At 31.4% G+C, this 24,126-nt stretch carries 23 protein-coding genes; 16 read left to right on the top strand and 7 right to left on the bottom strand.

The window, feature by feature from the left end; genetic code table 11:
• Window positions 1–40: 40 nt before the first annotated feature.
• Both miaE and glyA read right to left on the bottom strand, forming a co-directional pair.
• The gene (gene miaE / locus BMX42_RS01675; RefSeq protein WP_091308766.1) at window positions 41–628 is read right to left on the bottom strand and encodes a MiaE family protein; all 588 of its coding nucleotides are present in this window, start codon (window positions 626–628) and stop codon (window positions 41–43) included.
• Between the two features lie 116 nt (window positions 629–744).
• Complete coding sequence (gene glyA / locus BMX42_RS01670) at window positions 745–2,019, bottom strand: serine hydroxymethyltransferase (RefSeq protein WP_091307491.1); 1,275 nt, start codon at window positions 2,017–2,019, stop codon at window positions 745–747.
• A gap of 111 nt (window positions 2,020–2,130) precedes the next feature.
• Between glyA and fahA the strand changes: the two genes are divergently transcribed.
• The 8 genes from fahA to BMX42_RS01635 all read left to right on the top strand — a co-directional run bounded on the left by fahA (window position 2,131) and on the right by BMX42_RS01635 (window position 12,522).
• On the top strand, window positions 2,131–3,417 hold the full coding sequence (gene fahA, locus BMX42_RS01665) for a fumarylacetoacetase (RefSeq protein WP_091307488.1): 1,287 nt from the start codon (window positions 2,131–2,133) through the stop codon (window positions 3,415–3,417).
• 3 nt (window positions 3,418–3,420) lie between these two features.
• The gene (locus BMX42_RS01660) at window positions 3,421–3,930 is read left to right on the top strand and encodes a hypothetical protein (protein ID WP_091307485.1); all 510 of its coding nucleotides are present in this window, start codon (window positions 3,421–3,423) and stop codon (window positions 3,928–3,930) included.
• Window positions 3,931–3,972: 42 nt separating this feature from the next.
• Window positions 3,973–5,154, top strand: a complete 1,182-nt coding sequence (locus tag BMX42_RS01655; protein ID WP_091307481.1) for a hypothetical protein — start codon at window positions 3,973–3,975, stop codon at window positions 5,152–5,154.
• A gap of 138 nt (window positions 5,155–5,292) precedes the next feature.
• Complete coding sequence (locus BMX42_RS01650) at window positions 5,293–6,153, top strand: hypothetical protein (protein WP_091307477.1); 861 nt, start codon at window positions 5,293–5,295, stop codon at window positions 6,151–6,153.
• Window positions 6,154–6,158: 5 nt separating this feature from the next.
• Window positions 6,159–8,162 (top strand): N-acetylmuramoyl-L-alanine amidase, encoded by a 2,004-nt coding sequence (locus BMX42_RS01645; protein ID WP_091307472.1) that lies wholly within the window; start codon window positions 6,159–6,161, stop codon window positions 8,160–8,162.
• A gap of 246 nt (window positions 8,163–8,408) precedes the next feature.
• Window positions 8,409–8,819, top strand: coding sequence for a hypothetical protein (locus BMX42_RS14575; protein ID WP_218141433.1), 411 nt, complete (start codon window positions 8,409–8,411; stop codon window positions 8,817–8,819).
• A gap of 3 nt (window positions 8,820–8,822) precedes the next feature.
• On the top strand, window positions 8,823–9,077 hold the full coding sequence (locus tag BMX42_RS14570) for a suppressor of fused domain protein (RefSeq protein ID WP_317040025.1): 255 nt from the start codon (window positions 8,823–8,825) through the stop codon (window positions 9,075–9,077).
• 214 nt (window positions 9,078–9,291) lie between these two features.
• Window positions 9,292–12,522 carry a YCF48-related protein gene (locus tag BMX42_RS01635; protein ID WP_091307469.1) on the top strand — a complete coding sequence of 1,077 codons (3,231 nt, stop codon included), beginning with the start codon at window positions 9,292–9,294 and terminating at the stop codon, window positions 12,520–12,522.
• 179 nt (window positions 12,523–12,701) lie between these two features.
• Here the strand turns inward: BMX42_RS01635 and BMX42_RS01630 are convergent, their stop codons facing one another.
• Together BMX42_RS01630 and ytxJ are read right to left on the bottom strand one after the other, a co-directional pair.
• The gene (locus BMX42_RS01630) at window positions 12,702–12,938 is read right to left on the bottom strand and encodes a hypothetical protein (RefSeq protein WP_143055587.1); all 237 of its coding nucleotides are present in this window, start codon (window positions 12,936–12,938) and stop codon (window positions 12,702–12,704) included.
• 128 nt (window positions 12,939–13,066) lie between these two features.
• Window positions 13,067–13,465, bottom strand: coding sequence for a bacillithiol system redox-active protein YtxJ (gene ytxJ, locus BMX42_RS01625; RefSeq protein ID WP_091307464.1), 399 nt, complete (start codon window positions 13,463–13,465; stop codon window positions 13,067–13,069).
• A 141-nt stretch (window positions 13,466–13,606) separates the two neighbouring features.
• Between ytxJ and clpB the strand changes: the two genes are divergently transcribed.
• From clpB to BMX42_RS01605, 4 genes are all read left to right on the top strand, one after another.
• A complete protein-coding gene (gene clpB, locus BMX42_RS01620) occupies window positions 13,607–16,198 on the top strand; it encodes an ATP-dependent chaperone ClpB (RefSeq protein ID WP_091307462.1) in 2,592 nt (863 codons plus the stop codon).
• A gap of 85 nt (window positions 16,199–16,283) precedes the next feature.
• Window positions 16,284–16,676 carry a DUF1801 domain-containing protein gene (locus BMX42_RS01615; protein WP_091307457.1) on the top strand — a complete coding sequence of 131 codons (393 nt, stop codon included), beginning with the start codon at window positions 16,284–16,286 and terminating at the stop codon, window positions 16,674–16,676.
• A 36-nt stretch (window positions 16,677–16,712) separates the two neighbouring features.
• Window positions 16,713–17,201, top strand: coding sequence for a P-loop nucleotide/nucleoside kinase family protein (locus tag BMX42_RS01610; RefSeq protein ID WP_091307453.1), 489 nt, complete (start codon window positions 16,713–16,715; stop codon window positions 17,199–17,201).
• A 31-nt stretch (window positions 17,202–17,232) separates the two neighbouring features.
• Entirely contained in the window at window positions 17,233–17,568 is a 336-nt protein-coding gene (locus BMX42_RS01605; RefSeq protein WP_091307449.1) for a tRNA-binding protein, read from the top strand.
• 4 nt (window positions 17,569–17,572) lie between these two features.
• Here the strand turns inward: BMX42_RS01605 and BMX42_RS01600 are convergent, their stop codons facing one another.
• Genes BMX42_RS01600 through BMX42_RS01590 form a run of 3 tightly spaced genes read right to left on the bottom strand, consistent with a single transcriptional unit; the run spans window position 17,573 to window position 20,093 of the window.
• Window positions 17,573–18,409: a hypothetical protein gene (locus tag BMX42_RS01600; protein ID WP_091307446.1), complete on the bottom strand. Its 837-nt coding sequence runs from the start codon at window positions 18,407–18,409 to the stop codon at window positions 17,573–17,575.
• Window positions 18,410–18,420: 11 nt separating this feature from the next.
• Window positions 18,421–19,263, bottom strand: coding sequence for a hypothetical protein (locus BMX42_RS01595; protein ID WP_091307442.1), 843 nt, complete (start codon window positions 19,261–19,263; stop codon window positions 18,421–18,423).
• 11 nt (window positions 19,264–19,274) lie between these two features.
• The gene (locus BMX42_RS01590) at window positions 19,275–20,093 is read right to left on the bottom strand and encodes a hypothetical protein (RefSeq protein ID WP_091307438.1); all 819 of its coding nucleotides are present in this window, start codon (window positions 20,091–20,093) and stop codon (window positions 19,275–19,277) included.
• A gap of 389 nt (window positions 20,094–20,482) precedes the next feature.
• Here BMX42_RS01590 and BMX42_RS01585 point away from each other — a divergent pair, with 389 nt between their 5' ends.
• From BMX42_RS01585 to BMX42_RS01570, 4 genes are read left to right on the top strand one after another with little or no spacing between them, the layout of a single operon-like run.
• Window positions 20,483–20,977, top strand: coding sequence for a DUF4199 domain-containing protein (locus tag BMX42_RS01585; RefSeq protein ID WP_091307435.1), 495 nt, complete (start codon window positions 20,483–20,485; stop codon window positions 20,975–20,977).
• A gap of 6 nt (window positions 20,978–20,983) precedes the next feature.
• Window positions 20,984–21,640 (top strand): hypothetical protein, encoded by a 657-nt coding sequence (locus BMX42_RS01580; protein WP_091307431.1) that lies wholly within the window; start codon window positions 20,984–20,986, stop codon window positions 21,638–21,640.
• A complete protein-coding gene (locus BMX42_RS01575; protein WP_091307428.1) occupies window positions 21,641–22,435 on the top strand; it encodes a sulfite exporter TauE/SafE family protein in 795 nt (264 codons plus the stop codon). It begins immediately after the preceding gene.
• A 34-nt stretch (window positions 22,436–22,469) separates the two neighbouring features.
• Window positions 22,470–24,074 carry a S41 family peptidase gene (locus BMX42_RS01570; protein ID WP_091307425.1) on the top strand — a complete coding sequence of 535 codons (1,605 nt, stop codon included), beginning with the start codon at window positions 22,470–22,472 and terminating at the stop codon, window positions 24,072–24,074.
• Window positions 24,075–24,126 lie beyond the last annotated feature (52 nt).

Below are 24,126 nucleotides of genomic sequence, written 5' to 3'. Positions count from 1 at the left end.
TGTTTAGAATTTTAATACTTTGAACTTTTGCTTTTTAGAATTATCCATGAACCGTTAAACCATCACCATACTTGGCAATAATTTCAGCTTCGTGTTCTAGCCAAGCTTTCCATCTGCTTTCTACATCAACTTTTCCAGCATATTTTCTAGCTAAGTTGATAAAAGTCGTATAATGAGCCGCTTCGCTTTCCATTAAATCTCTATAAAACTGAGCTAGTTTTTCGTCTTTTAAATTTTCAGAAAGGACTTTAAAACGTTCACAACTTCTAGCTTCTACCATAGCAGCAAAAAGTAAACGTTCAATTAAACCGCCTTCACGACTTCCATCAGATGATTTTTTTAAATACTTCATCAAATCATTTACATAGTCGTCTTTTCTATCTCTTAAAAATTCGTAACCACGTTCTTTAATAATATCGTGAACCATTTGAAAATGCTGCATTTCTTCAATAGAAATCGCTGTCATTTCTGTAACCAAATCTTCTTTCTCGGCATTATTAATGATTAACATAATCGCATTAGTTGCGGCTTTTTGTTCGCACCAAGCGTGATCACTTAAAATTTCTTCTAAGTTTTGTTCAACTATATTGGCCCAACGTGGATCGGTTGGTAATTGCAATCGTAAAATGGACATAATTAAGGTATAAGGTTTATTCTATTTAAAAGTTTATTAGCCTAAAAAAGGTATTATGAAATTGCATAATACCTTTTAAATTTTAATATAATATTCTATAAATCTGCTATTTAGAAAACAAACATGGCTCTTTCACCCATTAATTCGTTTACTTCTTCAGCAACTTGTTCTAATACATCTTCATCAGTATGGTTCATTAAAACTTTATCAATTAAAGTTACAATTGTTTCCATATCTTCTTCCAATAATCCACGAGTTGTGATTGCTGGAGTTCCAACACGAATTCCTGAAGTTACAAATGGTGATTTGTCATCAAATGGAACCATATTTTTATTTACCGTAATTTCAGCTTTTACTAATGCGTTTTCCGCTTCTTTACCAGAAATGTTTTTGTTACGTAAATCGATTAACATCATATGATTATCAGTTCCGCCAGAGATAATATCGTAACCTCTTTTGTTAAATGCTTCTGCCATAGCTTTTGCATTTTTTTGAACTTGTAACGCATAACGGAAAAATTCATCTGTTAATGCTTCACCAAAAGCAACCGCTTTAGCAGCAATAATGTGCATTAATGGTCCACCTTGATTTCCTGGGAAAACAGACATGTCTAAAACATGACTCATCATTCTGATTTCTCCTTTTGGAGTAGTTAATCCCCATGGATTTGGGAAATCTTTACCCATCATGATTAGTCCACCACGAGGCCCACGTAATGTTTTATGTGTAGTAGTAGTTACAATATGACAATGTGGAATTGGGTCATTTAATAATCCTTTAGCAATTAATCCTGCAGGATGAGAAATATCCGCTACTAATAAAGCGCCAACTGAATCAGCAATTTCACGGAAACGTTTGAAATCCATATCACGTGAATACGCAGAAGCCCCAGCAATAATGATTTTTGGTTGTTCTTTAGTAGCTACTTCTTGAATTTTATCGTAGTTTAATAAACCTGTTTCTTTTTCTACACCATAAAAACTTGGTGTGTATAATTTACCAGAAAAATTTACTGGAGAACCGTGAGTTAAATGTCCACCGTGTGATAAATCAAATCCTAAAATTTTATCTCCAGGTTTTAAACATGCTGCAAAAACTGCAGTATTTGCTTGTGAACCTGAGTGTGGTTGAACATTTGCATATTCGGCTCCGAATAATTCTTTTACTCTGTCGATAGCAACTTGTTCTACAATATCTACTACTTCACAACCTCCGTAATATCTCTTTCCAGGATATCCTTCAGCATATTTATTGGTTAAACAAGAACCAGCAGCTTCCATTACTTGGTCGCTCACAAAGTTTTCTGAAGCAATTAATTCAATTCCGTGGATTTGTCTGTCTTGCTCGTCTAAAATTAGGTCAAAAATAAGTTCGTCGCGTTGCATTTGTTTGATTAAATTTAAATTTCGTCAAAAATACAAAAAATGTTTGGTAAATTGAATGGATAGTTTAATTTTGATTACTCAAAAAATAACAAAAAAAATCAACATACAGATATGCCAAATTTTGCTAATGATCCAAGTAGAAAATCTTGGTTAGATATTAAAAAAGATAGTGACTTTCCAATTCAAAATATTCCTTTCGGAGTCTTTATTACCAAAGAAGATGTAATTACGATAGGAACAAGAATCGGAGATTATGCCATTGATATGGGTGCTTTACAGCAATTAGGATATTTTGAAGGTATCGAGCTTACTGACGATATGTTCATGCAAGATACTTTAAATGATTTTATTTCTGACGGAAAGAAAACATGGCGTTTAGTTAGAAACAGATTATCAGATATTTTTTTAGATTCTAATCCAACTTTAAGAGATAACGATTCACATAAAAACATCGTTATTTTTAAAATTGAAGATGTAGAAATGTTATTACCAGTTCAAATTGGTGATTATACTGATTTTTATTCAAGTAAAGAACATGCTACAAACGTAGGAATGATGTTCCGCGATCCAGAAAATGCGTTATTGCCAAACTGGTTACATATTCCAGTAGGATACCATGGTAGAAGTTCTACAATTGTACCAAGTGGAATTCCAGTACACAGACCATACGGACAAACGTTACCAAACGGTGAAACACAACCAGTTTTCGGACCTTCAAAATTAGTAGATTTCGAATTAGAAACGGCTTTTATTACTACAGATGCCAATTTAATGGGTGAGCCAGTTTCTGTTGAAGATGCGGAAGAATGTATTTTCGGAATGGTTTTATTTAACGATTGGTCTGCAAGAGACATTCAGAAATGGGAATATGTGCCATTAGGACCATTTTTAGCGAAAAACTTTGCTTCATCAATTTCTCCTTGGATTGTCACTTTAGATGCTTTAGAAGATTTTAAATGTGAATCACCAGAGCAAAATCCAAAACCACTACCTTATTTACAACAAACTGGTAAACACGCTTACGATATTAATTTACAAGTAGCTATTCAACCTGAAAATGCAGTGGAAACTGTGGTTTCAAACTCTAACTTTAAATACATGTATTGGACAATGAGTCAGCAATTGGCACATCATACAATCAATGGTTGTAGAGTGAACTCTGGAGATATGATGGGAAGTGGAACTATTTCAGGACCAACACCAGATTCTTTTGGTTCGATGTTAGAATTATCTTGGGGTGGAAAAAATCCAATCAAAATGAACGATGGTTCGGAACGTAAATTCATCAATGATAACGATACTGTAATTATTAGAGGATATTGTCAAAATAACGACGTTAGAATTGGTTTCGGAGAAGTGTCAAGTAAATTATTACCCGCTTTAGATTTGAAATTTTAATCGATGAAAAATGTATTTCTTTTATTTACTTTAATTTCTGCAACTTGTTTTGCACAAAAACCTTGTGAAAAGGATTCGGTGTACAATCAGTTTGATTTTTGGGTAGGTGAATGGAATGTGTATGCTAAAAACGGTCAATTAGCTGGAACGAGTAAAATAACTGAAATTCTGGATAATTGTGTGATTTTAGAAGAATGGACTTCTGTTGGAGCACAACAAGGATTAGTGTTTTCGGGTAAAAGTTTTAATTCGTATAATGCCTTAACGAAACAATGGCAACAAAACTGGATTGATAATACTGGAGGGACAACAGAATTTTTAACGGGTTCTTTCAGTAATAATGTGATGCAATTTTTAAGTCGTCCTTTTTCAACCGGACAAAATAGTTCAAGTATTAGAAGATTGTCGTTTTATAATTTAGAAAATGGAAAAGTTCGTCAATTTGGTGAAATTTCTTCCGATGAAGGCAAAACTTGGAAAACAGAATACGATTTGGAATACAGAAAAAAATAATTTAGGCATAGTATTTGCCTAAAATTGAATAAAAATTTATTTATGAAGAAAATTACAGTACTTTTTATTGCCTTGTTTTTAGTAGCCTGCGGTGTAAAGCAAACGCAGTCGATGTTGAGTAATGGCGATTATGATGGCGCTATTAACAGAGCTTTAGACGGATTAAGAACCAATAAAAATTCAAAAGGAAATCAAGATTATGTGTATCTTTTAGAAGAAGCATTTGCTAAGGCGAAAGAACGCGATTTAAACGATTTATCGTTATTGATTAAGGAAAAAAATCCAGCAAATTTAGAGAAAATCTATAATTTGTATACGCAATTACACAACCGTCAAGACAGAATTAGAGGTGTTTTACCTTTACGATTAATCAAAGAAAACAGAAATGCTATTTTCCCTTTCAATGATTATTCGAACGAATTAATTGCTAGTAAAGCTGATTTATCTGTTTATTTATATGACAATGCGAAGAAACTACTTTCTTCAAAAAACAAATTAGTTATTCGTGAAGCTTATGATGATTTGGCGTATTTAGATAAATTAAATCCCAATTATAAAGATGTAAGAAATTTAATGGATCAAGCACAATTTAGAGGTACTGATTTTGTATTAGTTTCTACTAAAAACGAAACAAATATGGTTATTCCAGTTCGTTTGCAAGATGATATGTTAGATTTCAGCACATACGGAATCAATGATAAATGGACGGTGTATCATAATAAAAAGCAAAAAGAAATTGCTTATGATTTTGCAATGATTGTCAACTTTAGAGAAATTAAAATTTCTCCAGAACAAGTTCGTGAAAAACAATTCGTAAAAGAAAAACAAATCAAAGACGGAACAAAACCACTATTAGATTCAAACGGCGTTCAAGTTAAAGATTCTCAAGGTAAACCAATGTTTGTGGATGTGATGAAAACGATCAAAGCAAGTGTTTATGAGTTTACACAGTTTAAATCGGTACAAACTACTGCAAAAGTGGAATATTTGGATTTAAATAGCAAACAATTAATTGATGCGTATCCGTTATCAAGTGAATTTGTTTTCAGTTATATTTATGCAAACTACAATGGTGATAAACGTGCTTGTGAGCAAGATTATTTTCAATATTTCGACAGAAGAGCCGTTGCATTTCCAACAAACGAACAAATGGTTTACGATTCTGGAGAAGACTTAAAAGCAAAATTAAAATCTATTATTACTGGTAACAGATTTAGAAGATAATTTAAGAATAAAGTAAAGTTTTATTAAAAGCGCATTTGAATTTCAAATGCGCTTTTTTTGTATAATTGTTTTTGCAAATGTTTGATTTTTAATAAATTCTGTTATTTTTGTAAGATTAATTTTAAAAAAAAAATAAACATGAAAAGAAGATTATTAATCCTTTTTGCTTTGGCGAGCAATCATTTCATTTTCTCTCAAAAGATAGAAAAAATGAATCGTGTAGATGTAGATGGTTTCTACACTAATCCTATCGTTTCTCCTGATGGGAAATTTACTTTGGTAACGGGTCATCATTTTAAAGGTGTTTACCTTTTAAATTTAAAAACAAACGAAATCATACAAATTTCCGATAAAGATGGAAGTGGTTATGGTTATTCTTGGGATAACAATAACGAAATGGTGTATTTCAAACAAAAAGAAGCTAAAGAATATTTCTCAGATTCTAAAGTCTATAGTTATTCTTTAAATACGAGAACAACCACATTCATGCCAGAAATTGATATCAATATGTTGTCTTCTTATCATGGAAAAGAAAAAAATGCAACCAGTCAAATTGTGGTTTATACGAATATGAACACGCTTAAAATTGAAGCTAAAGATTTAATTTCCAAAAAAAGTTGGGTCATCACTTCAGAAGAAGGGCAATATTACAACGCACTTTTATCTCCAGATGGAAAAAAAGTAGCGGTTCATAATGGTTCAGATATTTATGTGTATGATATAAATGGAAATGGAAAAGGTCAGAAAATTGGAACTGGAATTGCGACATCTTGGTCGGCAGACAATCAACATTTACTTGGATTTTTAGATTCGAGCGAAGACGGACATAATGTTACGAATTCAGAATTATATTTATTCGACATAAAATCTTTAACATCTAAAAAAGTTTCGAATACAGAAGTATTATTAGAAATGTTTCCAAGTTTCATGGGTAAAGACAAAGTCCTTTTTACAGATGATAAAACTGGTGCGATTTATACTGCTCAACTAAAAATGTAATTCCGATGAAAAATATATTTAAAATAGTAATGGCAGTATTGTTTACAGTAAGCATGCAGTCGCAAATTATAGTTATTGATCCAGGTCATGGTTACGGTGCAACAACATCGGACAATCCTGATGGAAGAACCGCAACAGAAATTGAAACCGCATTAGAAGTAGGTTTACGTACTCGAACTTTAATTCAAAACAGTTGTACTTGGACCGTTCAAATGACAAGAACAACAAATTTAAACAGCTGGGTTTCGGTAACGCAACGTGGACAAATGGCGAATAACTGGAATGCCGATAGATTATTAAGTATTCATTGTAATGCCGGTGGCGGAACAGGTACGGAAACATTTTATTGCACACAAGATGATACCAACACACCTCCAGATGTAGCTTTCGCCCAAAAGATTCAAACGGATATGGTTTCTGGTGGTTCTTGGAACAACAGAAGATGCGTGGAAGACAATAGTTTCTTAGCGTATCATTTAGGTGTTTTGAGATATTCTGCAGCAACAGGATGTTTAAACGAAATTGGTTTTGTAGATTCTGCTGATGCGACGAAATTAACAAGTTCAACTTGGAGAGATGCGTTTGCTTTATCGTATTTCAATGCTTTAAAATCAGATTTAAATTTAACTTGTGCAACAACTCCAGCGCCAGGAATATTTACATTAACGGTAACTCCAGAATGTAATGGAACGACTTCAAGAATGGCTTTAAGTTGGACAACATCTGCAAATGCAACTGCTTATGATATTTACAGAAATGGAACACTTTGGGATTCAAATATTACAACTACATCTTACACTAACACAAATGGAGTAGTGGCTGGAACAAATTATACCTATTCTGTAAAAGCTAAAAATACGGGTGCGACACAAACTGCAAATTCAAATGGAATAGTATCAGTAATCGCTTTAAATTGTGCAGTTCCGGGTGCTTTCACCATGTCAGTAACACCAGAATGCAGTGGAACGGGAACACCAAGAAATAAACTAACTTGGACTACTTCGGCAAATGCGACGGCTTATAATGTTTATAGAAATGGCGTTTTATACGCAAGTAGTTTAACGGGAACAACTTATACCAATACTGCTGTAACTTCGGGAACAACTTATTCTTATTATGTTGTAGCGAAGAACACTACTGCATCACAAACTACCAATTCAAATGGAACACAAACTGTTGTAGCTTTAAATTGTGCTGTTCCAGGGTCATTTACTATTTCTGCAACGGCTGAATGTAGTGGAACAACAAGTAGAGTCAATTTATCATGGACGGCTTCAGCGAATGCAACTTCTTACGATGTATATCGAAATGGAAATTTATATGCTTCTGATGTAACGGGAACGCAATTCTTAAATACATTTATTACGGTTGGAGCAACTTATACATATTCGATGATTGCTAAAAACAATATCGGAACGTTGGCCAACTCAAACGGAACGGTTTCAGCAACAGCCGTAGTTTGTGCTCCAGGTTCGTTTACGGCAACTGCAACTGCAACTTGCAGCGGAACAACAAGTGCGATTAATTTAACTTGGACAGCATCTGCAAATGCAATATCTTATGATATTTACAGAAATGGAAATTTATATGCTTCGGATGTAACTGGAACTTCGTTTTTAAATACCTATTTAATTACAGCCGGAACAACTTATACGTATTACGTAAAAGCGAAAAATGCAGCCGGAACTTTAAATAATTCTAATGGAACATTATCAGCAACAGCCACAAATTGTTCTGGTGCGAAAATTTCAGAAGAAAACAATGTTAAAGAAACAATTACAATTTCTTTCTATCCAAATCCAACAGATGGAATTCTGAATTTAGAAATCAATATATCAGAAATTCAAAATATTCATTATATGATTATAGATATGAATGGAAGAATGATAAAAGAAGCAAATTTAGACACTCAAAGAAGTATTAATCTTTCTCAATTACCATCTGCAACTTACTTTGTTAGAGTAGTTGTAAACGGACAAGAATTTGTAAAACAAATCGTGAAGAAATAACAAATTGTTCTATTAAAAACAAAAAGCACTTTCGAGAAATTGGAAGTGCTTTTGTTGTATAATTAATTTATAAATATCTCAAAAAAACAAAATATGACAACAAATTTGTAATAAAATTATTATATATTTGAAGAGTGTTGTTTTTATAGCGCATAACCAAACAAAACAGATGTATTTATCCTATAAAGTAGAGAGTATATACAAGTTGTGCCATACTAAACCAAAGATAACTAAAGAAAGAAAAATATGAGTTTTTTCAAAAATTTATTCGGTGGAAAAAGTAAGAAAGTTGAAATTCCTGTAAGAGAATTTACAGAAGAGGAACATAATAAAGATTACGAGTTAAAAGAGCAAGGATTAGAAAATGTATTGGGAAAAATGCATGGAATTGTTGGGCACGCAATAATTCCATTTTCAATTGGCGGAGCAGTTGATATGTATTATTTTACAAATCATATTAAAGGAACTGGATTCGCAACGATGGAATTGCTAAATCCAGATGGGAACGGACCAAAACCGAACAGAAATGGAACTTATGAATTAGTTGGATTTACAAAATTAGATTATAATGATAGCGAAGAAAACCAAACTGAATTTAATACAATTGAAAGAAGATTTTGTGGAATATTTACAACAATTGGAAATTATTCTTCTTAAGCAATCTTAAATCCAAATGAAACGATTGAAGTGCCAAATGGAACTGACGAAAATAATTGCTTAATTTTAGACAATTACAAACCTGAAAATAAAGAATTTAAAATCGGTGATAGAAGTCACCATTTGTTACTTTGTATAGAAGTTTTTAGAAGCGAAATGGAGTTTGCGAGAAAAAATGGAAGTGCAAAATTAATAGAATTGCTAAAAGAAAAAGGATTTTATCCATACAGTGATTTAGATAGAACCCCAGTTGCATAAAATAGCATCTGCTAACAGCGGTTTAGCACAATAGCTAATTTTCAATAAACAACACTTTCGATTTTGCATCGCCTGTTAGCACTTTGTGCTCGAGTTTGCTGGAAAATATTATATTTGCAAGAAAATAATTTGTTCAGAAGTTTGCAACGATGCCAAGTGCAGGAACGTTGAGAAACATGTTGAATAAACTGAATAAATTAATTAAAAAATTGAAATGAAAAAAAATCTACTTATCCTGTTTTGCATTGTTGCGTCCATAAATAAAATTCACTCTCAAACAAACTGGGACTTATTAAACCCAAAACCTACAGCAAATACTGGAAAAAACATTGAATTTGTTTCCACTAATGTAGGTTATATAATAACAACTAATGAGTTACTTGAAACAATTGATTCTGGTGTGACATGGTTAAAAAAGCAAAACATATCTAGTGGGAATGATATTAGTTTTTATGGATCACTTGGATATATTGTTGGAAATAACGGTTATGTATTAAAAACAGATGATAATGGGGCAAATTGGGCTCAAATAAATACTGGTTTCGATACTTCTTCATTTAATACGGTAAATATTATTGATAACAACATTATTATTTTATCTACTTCCAATAGTATTATCAAATCTAACAATGGTGGATTAACTTGGCAAAGTTTTGCAATTCCTAATGGCACAGTGGTTAAAACAGCTTTTACTAGCTCACTAGTAGGTCATACCTTTTGCAACGACGGAATGATTTTAAAAACAATTGATGGTGGAGTAAATTGGTATGTAACACAAAATTTAAGTACATCATTAACTGATTTTTTCACAGTTTATTTTGTTAATGAAAACGTAGGTTTTTCATCACGAAATTCTAATAGTTTGTATAAAACCACAGATGGTGGCGAAACTTGGATACAAATTTCAGGAACTAACGAAGCCATATATGATTTTCATTTTTTAGACGAAAATAATGGTTTTGCTACTGGTGATTATGGCGCCACCTATAAAACAACAAATGGAGGAACTACATGGAATCAAATATTTTTTCAGAATGGATTTGTATACAATACTTCCATGTATGGAATTTATTTTCAAGACAGTAATATTGGATTTGCAACTGGTGCTAGAGGACGAATAATAAAAACAATAGATGGAGGAGCCACTTGGTCGCAACATTCTGTAACTTATGATGATTTTAATGATATTAAAATCTTTGATAATGGTATAGGTTTTGCTAGGTCGAGAAATAATTATTACAAAACTACCAATTTTGGGGATAATTGGTCTTATATATCTAACGTAAATCATTCTAGTTATTGTAATGGATCTTATTTTGTTAATGAAAATGTTGGATATTCTATTGGTGGTGGAACAAATAGTAACTCTGGAGATGTATTTAAAACTATTGATGGTGGAATAACATGGAATCAATTAAATATTTATGTTGATGAAGGATTAAATTCAGTTTTTTTTGTAAATGAAAACATTGGATTTGTTTCTGGTGGTTTTAATCAAAGAAAAGTATTGAAGACCACAAATGGTGGTTTAACATGGACACAAGTTTTAAATCATAGATTTGGTCAAATACAATTCATAAATAATGATATAGGATATGCAAATCTAATTGGGTATTCTAATGGTGGAATGTATAAAACTATTGACGGTGGAAATACTTGGAATATAAGTATTGAAGTAGATAAACAAATTAATGCTTTTGATTTTATAGATGAAAACAATGGGTATTTTGTTGGCGACCAAGGATTAATTTATAAAACCAACAATGGTGGTACTAATTGGGAAGAACTAAATATTCCATATGATTGGTATACTGAAGTAAATTTTTATACAAAGAATGTAGGTTATATAGCAGATGAAGAAGGAAGGCTTTATAAAACAGAAAACGGAGGATTAAATTGGCAAAATCTTACTCAACAATATGCAATAAATTCAATTGAACTTATTAACGACAAAATATACACTGCTGGTACAAATGGTAAAATTTATAAAAGTAATGTAACATACCAACCCATAGTTTTGAATATTAATCCTGCAGAAAATGTAACTAATTCAACTGTAAGTTTAACTGGTAATGCGGCTTCTAATGGACAACCTATTTCAAACATTAAATTTGAATATAGTTTAGATAACTCTTTCAACAATAGTGTTTCAACAACACCTAATACTGTTGCTACAAATGATTCTTCAAATCTTTCAATTAATTTAATAAACTTGCAATCAAATACAACTTATTATTATAAATTAACTGCGTTAGTGAATTCTACTATTAATTCTAGCCAAATTTTAAGTTTCACTACACTTCCCGATTATGAAATAACAACAAATGTTACTTATAACTATTCATCAACTACTGCACAAATTTCAGGTAATATAGTTTCTAATGGGTATAATATTACAAATGTTGAGTTTCAATATGGTACGAATTCTAATACTCTCGATAATACATCAACTGGTACCTTAACATTTGTTTTAGGAAATACAACGGAAAATATTTCAGCAAGTTTACTTAATTTAGAACCTCAAACACAATACTTTTATAGAATAAAAGCAATTCATCAAGGACAAGTAATATACGGTAATGTTATATCCTTTACAACTTATCCCGAGTATAATATAAACCTTTATAATCCAAATATTAATGGAAATAATGTTGCATTATCAGCACACTTAACATCCTATAATAAAGATATAACCAATATCGTATTTGAGTATGGCAATCTAAATTATGAAAACAATATTTCAACCAATCTTTCACAAATTAACGCCAACAGTTCTAACTATGTTAGTGCAACAATTTCTAATCTTGATCCCAATTTGAATTACTGCTACAGATTGAAGGCCAAGCATAATGGAGAAGTAATTTATAGCAATGAAAGGGTTTTTAATTTTTCAGGAAATATTATAATCGCTAGCGGAACAATAAAAGAAACTGAAAATGCAATAGAATTAAAAGGCTTAGTTAATAGTTATGGAGCATATTTGACAGATATTCATTTCGAATATGGAGTAACAAGCAGTTTGGGTTCATCAATATCGGGAACACCAAATTTAGTTTATGATTTGAATACTAATTTGATAACGGGTTTAATAAACAATCCTTTGGAAAATCAAACATATTTCTACCGATTAGTGGCTACTCATAATGGAAATTTAATTTATTCAGATATTTACCAATATAAAACACTAGGAAATACATATACCGAAAAAGAAATAGTACTATATCCAAACCCAGCAACTAATTTTTTAAATATTAAATCTAATGGTTCTGGTAGAGTGAAAGATATCGAATTTTATAATACTTTAGGTAATCGTGTTTATTATGTAAATGTTTCAAATTTATCTGATATAAAAATTGATGTTTCAAATTTAAAAAAAGGGATTTACTTGGTGAAATTAAATTTTGAAAATTCCAATGTAGCCACTTCGAAATTAATTATGAATTAAAAGTACGATTGCTCAACAGCGGTTTAACACATTAGCTACAGATATAAAAACAAAAAGCACTTTCAATTTCTCGGAAGTGCTTTTTTATTTGATGTGAAATTGTTTTACGTAAACTGCTTCAAATCATCCACAGAAATGCCCCCGCTGCGCAAAGTCTTCCGACTTTGAGCCACTCTAAACTAATTCCTTAAATCCGTGAAATTCGCGACTAATACAAAATACGTTCCGACAAAGTCTAAAAACGTTCCGACAAAGTCAGAAAACGTCCCGACAACTTCAGAAAACGCTCCGGCAAAGTCATAATACGCATCGGAAACTTCATAATGCATATCGGAAAGTTCATAATTCGTATCGGAAACTTCATAATACGCATCGGAAAGTTCTAAAAACGCATCGGAAACAAAAAAACCTCCCATTTCTGAAAGGTTTTTAAATATTCTAAAATTAAATCTTCGCAATCCAATTTCGTAAATCCCAAATTGTAAATTGTAAATCAAAACTCACAATCCAATTTCGTAAATCTCAAATCGTAAATCCCAAATCTCTACACAAACTGTTTCAAATCATCTACAGAAATACTATCATGAGATTCATTAAAAACCGCTTTTCCATTTCTGATAACCACAATTTGAGGCGATTGATGAGTTACATTATATCTGTGAGCAATTTCGTTAGATAAATCTCTATAATTTAATAAATCCAATAAATACCAATCCATTTTATCTTCTGAAAAATTATATTCAGTATCAAATTGTTTTAAAGCAGATCGACTAATAAAACAACGTGTGCTGTGTTTGAAAAGAACGACTGGTTTGGTATGAGAAATTTCGTCAATTTTATCAAATTGTTCCATAGCATTTAATGTAAGAAATTTAGCTTCCACATTTTCATTTTGACTTTCTTCAGATTTGTTATCTCCAAAGATATTTTTAAATAAACTCATATTTTGTCATTTTTTAAGACTTTTTGTCGTAATTTTAAGGTGTAAATTCTTAAAAATCAGACATTTTGTCGTTTAATTCGGTTTGGAATATAAATTGACCAAATTCTAGGCAAATATACTATTAGTTTAATCACAAAATATATGAACTTAAATAATTTAACCATTAAATCGCAAGAAGCTTTGCAACAAGCACAGCAAATTGCACAAAGTTTTGGGCAACAACAGCTTGAAAACGAACACATTTTTAAAGCTATTTTAGAAGTGGACACAACGGTTACGCCATTTATTTTGAAAAAAGTAAATGTGAATATCGACTTGTTCCAAAAAATACTAGATAGCACCATTCAGAGTTTTCCAAAAGTTTCTGGCGGAGAAGTTATGTTGTCTCGTGAGGCTAATTCTGCCTTAAATGAAGCTTCAATTATCGCTAAAAAAATGAACGATGATTTTGTTTCCATCGAACATATCATCTTAGGAATTTTTAAATCGAAAAGTAAAGTCGCACAGATTTTAAAAGATCAAGGTGTAGCGGAAAAAGATTTGGTAGCAGCTATTACAGAACTTCGTAAAGGCGAAAGAGTAACGTCATCGTCAGCGGAAGAAACGTATAACGCTTTAAATAAATACGGAAAAAATCTAAACGATTTAGCGCAAAATGGAAAGTTAGATCCAGTTATTGGTCGTGATGAAGAAATTCGTCGTGTGTTACAGATCTTAACGAGAAGAACTAAAAATAATCCGATGCTAGTGGGTGAACCAGGAGTTGGTAAAACCGCTATTGCTGAAGGTTTAGCGCACAGAATTGTAGATGGCGATGTACCAGAAAATCTGAAAGATAAAATTGTTTATTCTTTAGATATGGGTGCATTAATTGCCGGTGCAAAATACAAAGGTGAATTCGAAGAAAGGCTAAAAGCGGTTGTAAAAGAAGTGACTGCTGCTGAAGGTGATATCATTCTTTTCATTGATGAAATTCACACGCTGGTTGGCGCTGGTGGTGGAGAAGGAGCAATGGATGCGGCAAATATTTTAAAACCTGCTTTAGCTCGAGGCGAATTACGTGCGATTGGTGCGACAACTCTAGATGAATATCAAAAATATTTCGAAAAAGATAAAGCATTGGAACGTCGTTTTCAGAAAATTATGGTCGATGAACCAGATACAGAAAGTGCCATTTCCATTCTTCGAGGAATCAAAGAAAAATATGAAGCGCATCATAAAGTTCGAATCAAAGATGATGCTATTATTGCAGCGGTTGAATTGTCACAACGTTATATTACGAATCGTTTTTTACCAGATAAAGCTATCGATTTAATGGACGAAGCGGCTTCTAAATTACGTATGGAAATCAATTCAAAACCAGAAGAATTAGATGTTTTGGATAGAAAAATCATGCAATTAGAAATTGAGATTGAAGCTATTAAAAGAGAGAATGACGAATCGAAATTAAAGACTTTAAATATTGAATTGTCTGAACAGAAAGAGCAACGTAATGAAATTTACGCAAAATGGAAATCGGAGAAAGATATTGTAGATGCAATTCAGAATTACAAACAACAAATTGAAGATTTCAAACTAGAAGCAGAACGTGCAGAACGTGAAGCGGAATACGGAAAAGTAGCGGAAATTAGATATGGTAAAATCATCGAAGCACAAAAAAAAGTAGATGAATTACAAATTGAATTGCTTGAAAATCAAACGGAGAAATCGTTAATTAAAGAAGAAGTTACACAAGAAGATATTGCTGAGGTTGTGGCAAAATGGACCGGAATTCCAGTTACCAAAATGCTACAAAGTGAACGTGAAAAACTACTGAATTTAGAAGACGAATTACATAAAAGAGTTGTTGGACAAGAGGAAGCAATTGAAGCCATTTCGGATGCCGTAAGAAGAAGTCGTGCTGGTTTACAAGATATGAAAAAACCTTTAGGAACGTTTTTATTCTTAGGTACAACTGGAGTCGGAAAAACGGAATTAGCCAAAGCTTTAGCCGACTATTTATTCGACGATGAAAATGCGATGACTCGAATTGATATGAGTGAATACCAAGAACGTCATAGTGTGAGTAGGTTAGTTGGTGCTCCTCCAGGATATGTGGGTTATGATGAAGGCGGACAATTAACGGAAGCGGTGAGAAGAAGACCTTACTCAGTAATTTTGTTAGATGAGATTGAAAAAGCACATCCTGATACGTTTAATATTTTATTACAAGTTTTAGATGAAGGAAGATTAACGGATAATAAAGGAAGATTAGCGGATTTCAAAAATACGATTATCATTATGACATCGAATATGGGAAGTCATATTATTCAAGAGAAATTTGAAAACTTGAAAGGAAGTGTGGAAACCGCAATGGAATTAGCAAAAGTTGAGGTTTTAGGTTTATTGAAACAAACAGTCCGACCAGAATTTATCAATAGAATTGACGATATTGTAATGTTTACACCATTAACAAGTGCGAATATTAAACAAATTGTTGGTTTACAATTGAAATCGGTGTTTAAAATGTTAGAGCAGCAACACATTTCTATGTCGGCGACAGATGAAGCGATTGATTATTTAGCGGTAAAAGGTTACGAGCCTGAATTTGGAGCGCGACCAGTAAAAAGAGTCATTCAGCGTGAAGTTTTAAACAAACTGTCTAAAGAGATTTTGGCAGGAAATATTAAAACTGATTCGGTAGTTGTTTTAGATAGTTTCGATAATCAATTGGTTTTTAGAAATCAAGAGTAAATAAATTTAATACAGAATTTCAAAGTCTAGTAGTCGAAAGATTGCTAGACTTTTTTTATATTTACTTAAACTAAAAATTTTCATTATGCATCCAGATATTCAAAAATATAATAATTCTCAAGTAGGAGAAAGTTATCTAATTTGTGGTCTTTTATGTGAGATTATTATGGAAAATTTCCCAGAAGCTGAAAATAAGGTTTGGCACGCACATCCCGTTTGGTTTTTAGATGGAAATCCGATTGTGGGTTATGATAAATTAAAAGATTGTGTGCGATTGATGTTTTGGAGTGGTGCGAGTTTTGAGGAAGAGGAACTTAAATTAGGAACTGGAAAATTTAAAGATGCTTCTAAAAGATATACAGATGTGTCTCAAGTAAATAGAGAAGATGTAATTCGTTGGATAGAAAAATCAAAAGTAATTCAATGGGATTATAAAAATATTGTAAAACGAAAAGGTGTTTTGGAACGCATAGTTTAAAAGGTTTTTTTGTAGTTTTGAATAAATTTTATCAAAATGATTCATTTAATAGTCGGAAATACCGGTTCCGGAAAAACCACTTATTGTAACCAATTGAAAGCTCAAAATAAAGGGGTGATTTTTTCAATTGACACTTGGAATAAAACTTTGTTTTTATCAGACAAAAAGGAAACTGATGGCTTGGATTGGTTTTTGGAACGTATTGATAGAGCTGAAGAAATGATAAAAAGTTTAATTCTTCAATTAGAAAATGCTAGTACAGATTCTATTTTAGATTTAGGTTTATCAAAGTTTTCACATCGAGAAAAATTTAGAAAGTTTGCCTTAGAAAATAATATTGAATTTCAATTTCATTATCTAAATATTTCGAAAGAAGAAAGATGGCAAAGAATTTTAAAACGAAATTCAGAAAGAGGAATTACATACGAATTTGATGTTTCTCTTGATGATTTTAATTTTATGGAAGGTTGGTTTGAGGAGCCTACAAATCAGGAATTAAATAAAGCAATTATTATTTCTTTATAATTGTTTTTTTTAATTTGAAAAAATAATAAAAATGAATCAAATTACATTTTCCGATTTTACTAAAATAGATATCCGTGTTGGAACAATTATTCACGCTGAAGTCTTCCAAGAAGCTAAAATTCCTGCTTATAAAGTCACTATTGATTTTGGAGAAATCGGAATTAAAAAAACATCTGCACAAATCACTAAACTTTACCAACCCGATGATTTAATAGGAAAGCAAGTTGTGGCTGTTGTTAATTTTCCACCAAAGCAAATTGCTAATTTCATGAGTGAATGCTTGATTTTGGGAACGGTTGGAGATGAAAATGTAGTATCACTTTTATCACCAAATCATGAAATGAAAAATGGGTTAAAAATAGGTTGACATCTTATTGACCTAAGAAAATATATATATTTACACTTAAATATTGCGGTTTTTGACTAATTGTAGCATCACTTCCTCCTGAAGGAATTGATAAGGAATGTGTATGTGAGCCTTCATTTACCGAATTTCCTGAAAAAGCAGCTAAATTATCGGGTTTCGCGACAACAATGTTTAATAATGGTAAAAGAGCTAAAACATTGGTTGCTAAACCAAGCGTTTCAGTTGGTGTATTTGTGTCACTATAGGTATGTGAGTGTGCGCCATTTGTAGAAGTTGTTCCTGTAAAATTCACATTTGGTAATTGCCCTTGTGTAAGTGTAAATGTATTTCCAGAATGGATGTTTCCAGTTCCAGCACCATTTGTAGCTTTAATATAAGTATCAGTAACATTTGGAATATTGGTACTAAATCCTAAACCAACAGCATTGATTTGTTGAATAGAAGTAAGTGATGAAATTAATCTGCCGTCAAGTAAAACCCAACCTTCATGATCTGCTTTATTTGCTGCCATTTGCTTGATATCACCAATTTTTCTTCCAGTTGGTCCCATTAAAACCCATTTTGCTCCATCATTATAGTATAAAGAAGGTTGAACTGAAACGGGAACATTACTTAAATTATTAGTGGTGTTATAAACTAGCATTCCTTCAACATGAGCAGACAGTGGTGCGCTTAAATTAGTTGCTGAAAGTGCAGTTCGAGACATTAAAGCACCTTTGTCTGATGAAGGAACATCTAATAATGCATTACTATTAGGAGTAGTGGTATTTATTCCAACATTTTGTGAAAATAAATCTTGAGATGTGATAATAAACAATAATAGGATAGTAATTTTTTTCATAAGTTATTTTTTTATCTTCCTAAATATACAAAAGCATTCAATTTATAATTACTAATTTCTGGTAATGAATTTCCAGATCCGCCTGAATTTACTGTAGCTGTATGCGTGTGTGCGCCTTCAATTGAACTAGTATCAGTATTTGTAACTTCATCTTTATCTCCAACGTTTGTATTTAAAATATTTAAACCAATACCAGCCAAAATTCCTAATAAGGAAGTTACTAAATTTAAATCCTCATCTGTTGAATGATATCTGTCATCAAAATTATGTGAGTGGTCACCATCTGAACTAGTAGTTCCAGTAAAATTTACATTTGGTAATTGGGTCTGACTTAATACAATTGTGTTTGAACCGCCAGTGCTGTATAAAGCTTCCGCACCTTTAGCTTTTAGTATTCTATTTGTAGCATCGGGTATGTTTGATGTCATACCTAATCCATTGGCAACATTTTGCACATTTGTAGGTAATGATGCAATGGCTCTTCCGTTTAATAAATACCATCCACTGTGATCACTAATGGCATAACTATATTTTATATCACCAATTTTAGTTGGGTTAGTGTCTAGTCTTATCCACATGTTTCCATTATTGTAGTAAAATCCAGGAGTTACACTTAATGCACCACTTCCGTTGGTTGCTAAATTATACACAATCATTCCTTGTTCATGAGCGGTTAATGGAGATGCTGTAGCACAATCAACTAAATTTATTCGTGTAAGTAATAAGCCTTTGGTTGAAGTATTTGTACCAATTTCTATGGCAGAATCATCATTTAAAGTGGTAGTTCCAAATCCAACTTGTGAGAATAAGTAATAAGGAAATAGTAAGACTAAAGTATAGTATAGTTTTCTCATATTTTTTTGTTTTAAAGGCCTAAATAAACAAAAACATTCGTTGATAAATAAGCAGGTACTCGTGTTACAGGAGCGCCTGTTCCACCTGAGTTTACTGTAACAGTATGTGTATGTGCTGTAGTTGTACTTGTGGTTCTATTTGTGGTTGCAATATTGTCATTTTCTGCAACTTTATGTATTGTTGATACTGTAAGAGCACTTGTAGAAAGCAATCCTACATTTTGATTACCTTGAAAACTATCTATTTGATGTGTATGACCGCCATCACTTGTGGTTGAGCCTAAGAAGTTTACATTTGGAAGTTGCGCTTGACTAATTGTAAAGGTATTTGAGCCGCCTTGTGTAGCAATTGGTTCCGCTGTATTAATTGTTTTTAAAAATCTATTTGTGGCGTCAGGGATAGTTGCGCCATATCCAATTGTTGTTGCTGCAGATTGTGCTGTTACAGATAATGAAGCTTTTGCACGACCATTTAATAAATACCAACCATTATGATCTGCAGTTGCAAAGCTGTGTTTTACTTCTCCAATTTGAGTAGTGTTAGGTTCTAAACGTTCCCAACTTACACCACTATTAATATACAACCCTGGATAAACAATGTTTTCTGTAGTTCCTCTTGAGACCGTATTATAAACAATCATTCCAGCTACATGAGATGAAAGTGGTGATGGATTGTTTAATGCTACTAAATCAAGTCTTGGAATTAATAAGCCTTTGTCTGTAGATGATAATTCCAAATAAGAATCGCTATTTGGATTTTCAGTGTTTATGCCAACTTGTCCAAAAGTGGAAAAAGTAATAAGGCAAACGAAAATAATAATTTTATTCAATACAATAAATTTTATAATTAAACACTTGTTAAAATTAATGCTGTATTCTATTTATTTGTGATTTTTTTATACTAATTTCTGCTTTTAAATTTATTTGGGGTATTATATAAAGAAGCTAAAAAGCCAATATGTGTTATTTTTGGAAAATAACTGAAAAAATAATAATACATAACAAAATTCGCAAAATGACCTTTTTTTATCACAAAAATCCTTATGTTTTGTAAATATAGAATTCATTTTTAAATTAAACAAGTAAAAAATGCGCAAATTGAGAAATAATATTTGACGTGTTAAATTAATGTTTTCAAATTATAAAGTTTGTTTTTCTTACTAAAAAATACTTAAAATATATTTGGTATATTTGGGATTCAACTATAAAATTTTGAACTATGAAAAATATTATTTTAAAGAATTCAATTTTTGGTGGATTAATTGTATCTGCCGTTCTAGTTTTTGGTATCGATTATATGATGAAAAATCCAGATTTTGAACCAAGTATGGTGGCGGGATTTATTAGTATGTCTTTGGCATTTTTGTTTTCAGTTTTAGGGATATATCAACATAGAAAATTAAATAATGGAATTATAAGTTTTGGACAGGCTTTTAAAACAGGCTTATTAATCGCTTTTTTAATTTCAACTATATATGTCGTAACATGGTTGGTTATGTATTATAATTTTTACCCAGATTTTATGGAGAAATTTGGCGAAATGACGCTAAAAAGAGCATCTGCAGAAGAATTAGCCGCTAAAAAAACAGAATTAGCTTGGATGGAAAAAGCTTATAAATCACCACTTGCTATTATTGGTCTGACATATGCTGAAATTTTCCCACTAGGAATAGTTATGGCTTTAATTGGTGCATTAATATTGAAGAAGAAATAATACCAAATGATAAACAAAGTATTTATTTTATTCCTATTGAGTACAGTTTTTGTTTTCGGACAAGAAAATCAGGAGAAATCACAAAAAGAAAAATTTTCAATTACAGTCTCATCAACTCATTTAATTGATCCTTGGGATGGTTCTTCAATAAGAATTGGAATTGAGAAACCATTAAACAATTTTATTATTAACTTAGAAGCAGGTAAGTATATTGCAAATAGTTGGTCTATAAAGCCTAATATAAAAGGGTATATTTTAAATCCAATTGTTAAATTTAAAGTGTATACTAATGATAATGGAGTTACTGAATATGTTGGAGTCGATTATTTATATAAAGATTTCAGTCATGACACTAATGACAGTATAAAAATAAATAATGTTACTATTAATAAAGATTATAGAGTATCAAGAAAAGTACACGCTGTTTCTTTAAAATATTTTCAACGTAAAGATTTTAATAAACATTTTTTTTATGACTTTTATGTTGGATTAGGGATAAGATTTACAAGTTCTCAATCAGATTTAACAGAAGAAGAAAGATATGACATTTTGAATGATGAATATCATGGCGCTACTCAAATTGAAAATGAAATTAATAGAACAGGGAAATTTTTTCGACCTAATATTTATTGTGGTGTTAAATTTGGTTATCGCATATTTTAAATGAATTTACTAGAACTTTTTGCCCAACACGATACTTCAATTCTAATCATTTTAGGAATTGCTTCACTTTTTGCTGGTTTTATTGACGCCGTTGTTGGTGGCGGTGGATTAATTCAGTTTCCAGCTTTTATGATTTTATTTCCAAATTCTACGATACCAACTGCTTTTGGAACAAACAAAATTGCTGGACTTTCCGGAACTTCAATCGCAGCAGTTCAATATGCAAAACGTGTAAAATTTAACTGGAAATTATTGACTATTACTGCCATTAGTTCCTTTGTGTTTTCATTTATTGGTGCGAAATTAGTCAGTAATATTGATGTCAATATTCTTAAACCATTTATCTTTTTTATGTTAATTGCCATTGCAGTTTATACTTTTAAAAAGAAAGATTTCGGTTCCATTCAAACTAAAAAATTATCAGCAAATAAAAAATATGTATTTGGATTGCTATTAGGTGTGATTATAGGTTTCTACGATGGTTTTTTAGGTCCAGGAACAGGAAGTTTTTTAGTATTAGGTTTTGTTGCCTTATTGGGATTCGAATTCTTAGAAGCTTCCGCTTATGCTAAAGTAATCAATTGTGTCACAAATGTATCGGCACTATATGTGTTTATTTCTCAAGGCAATTATATTCTAGAAATAGCAATCATTATGGCAGTTTCAAACGTAATTGGGAGTATAGTTGGTTCTAGAATGGCCATTTTAAGAGGAAATACGTTTATTCGGAAAATATTTCTATTTGTAGTGTGTGTCATGATAATTCGGTATGGATATGATGTTTTTTTTAGTTAGATTTGTTTAACTCAAAGAAACTATACATTACTACATGAAGAAGCTACTATTATTCACAAGCGTTTCGTTATTTCTATCTTGCCAATCTATTAAACAGTTTAATGAAGGTTTATCACAACCTATTGCTGTTTCTAAATTGCAAAGTGATGTAGATTATTCGTATAAAAAATTAAAACAATTACACCCAAAATTATACTGGTATATTTCTAAAGAGAAGCTTGATTATAAGTTCGATAGCTTAAAAAAATCGATTCAAAAACCCATGACAGGTTTAGCTTTTTACAAAGAATTGAGTCAAGTTGTTAAAACTATTGGTCAAGGACATTTAGGAATTTATCCAAGTTTAAAAAAGCTATCTAAAAAAGAGCAAAATCTTTTGAAGAAAAAAGGAAAATCACCTTTTGTACAACTTGATTTTGAATTTTTAGATGATAAATTAATTATTACAAAAAATCGTTCTCGTCATGATATTAAAGAGATGACCGAGATAGTTTCAATTAATAATGAATCGCCTAGCAAATTAATTAAGATGTACGCTGCTAGAATCTCTTCTGATGGATATAATACTACTTTTTATAATCGATATCTAGGAAAGAGTTTTGGAATGTTTTATAATCTTGATAAAGGAAAAGTTCATGATAGTATACAATTACTACTAAAATTTGAAGATAAAGATTCATTATTTATAATAAAACGAGATACTTTCGGAAACAATTCTAAAGAAAGTAAAATCAAATTATCTAAAAAAGAAGTAAAAGAAAAAAACAAGTTCAATAGTAAATACGGTTATAACAAAGACACAAAAACGGTTACCAGAGAATTAAAGTTTATTGAAAACGACAGTTCTACTGCAATAATGACAATTAAGCAATTTAATAACGGTGATGCTATTGAATTTTATAAAGAATCGTTTGATAAATTAGCTGATGCAAAAGCCAAAAACTTAATCATCGATTTGCGTAATAATCCTGGTGGAAGATTGTTTGAAATTGGCGATTTATATGGCTATTTAGTCAACGAACCTTTTGTTTTTATTGACAATTATGAAGTGGTTTCTCGTACCAGTAAATTGCATGTTGATTATTTTAAAGGTGGCGGACCAATTGTGAAATTTTTTAAAATCTTAGGCGCTCCATTTTTCTATACAATCAACTTTTTTAAAGTACGAAAAGAAGAGGACAAGTTTGTATTTGGAACACGATTTTCTAAACCAAAAAATCCAAAACCTAATAATTTCAAAGGGAAAGTGTATGTGTTAATCAACGGCGGAAGTTTTTCTGCTTCAAGTATTATCTCATCGAATTTAAAATCATCCAAACGTGCCTTTTTTGTTGGTGAAGAAACAGGTGGTGCTTATAATGGAACGGTGGCTGCAAATATGCCTTTAGTACAATTACCAAACAGTAAAGTGAATTTAAAAATTGGTTTAGCAGTTGTTAGTCCATTTGGTAAAACCGATGTTGTAGGAAGAGGAATTTTTCCAGATAAAGAAATAATTCCAACTATTGAAGACAGAAAAAACAAAATCGACCCAGAATTAAATTGGGTTTTAGACGACATCCGACGTGAAAAAGAAGTGGAGGAATTGTTGAAAATCAAAAAAACCGAAACAGACGAAAACACAGAAAAAAATCATTAGCATTTAAATAAATTGAAATCAGTTTAATCTGCGTTGCGTAACATCCATTAAA

It is taken from the genome of Flavobacterium terrigena (assembly GCF_900108955.1).
Lineage (GTDB): Bacteria > Bacteroidota > Bacteroidia > Flavobacteriales > Flavobacteriaceae > Flavobacterium > Flavobacterium terrigena.
Note: the sequence above shows the minus strand (reverse complement) of the source record. Positions and strands in the feature narration are given on the sequence as shown.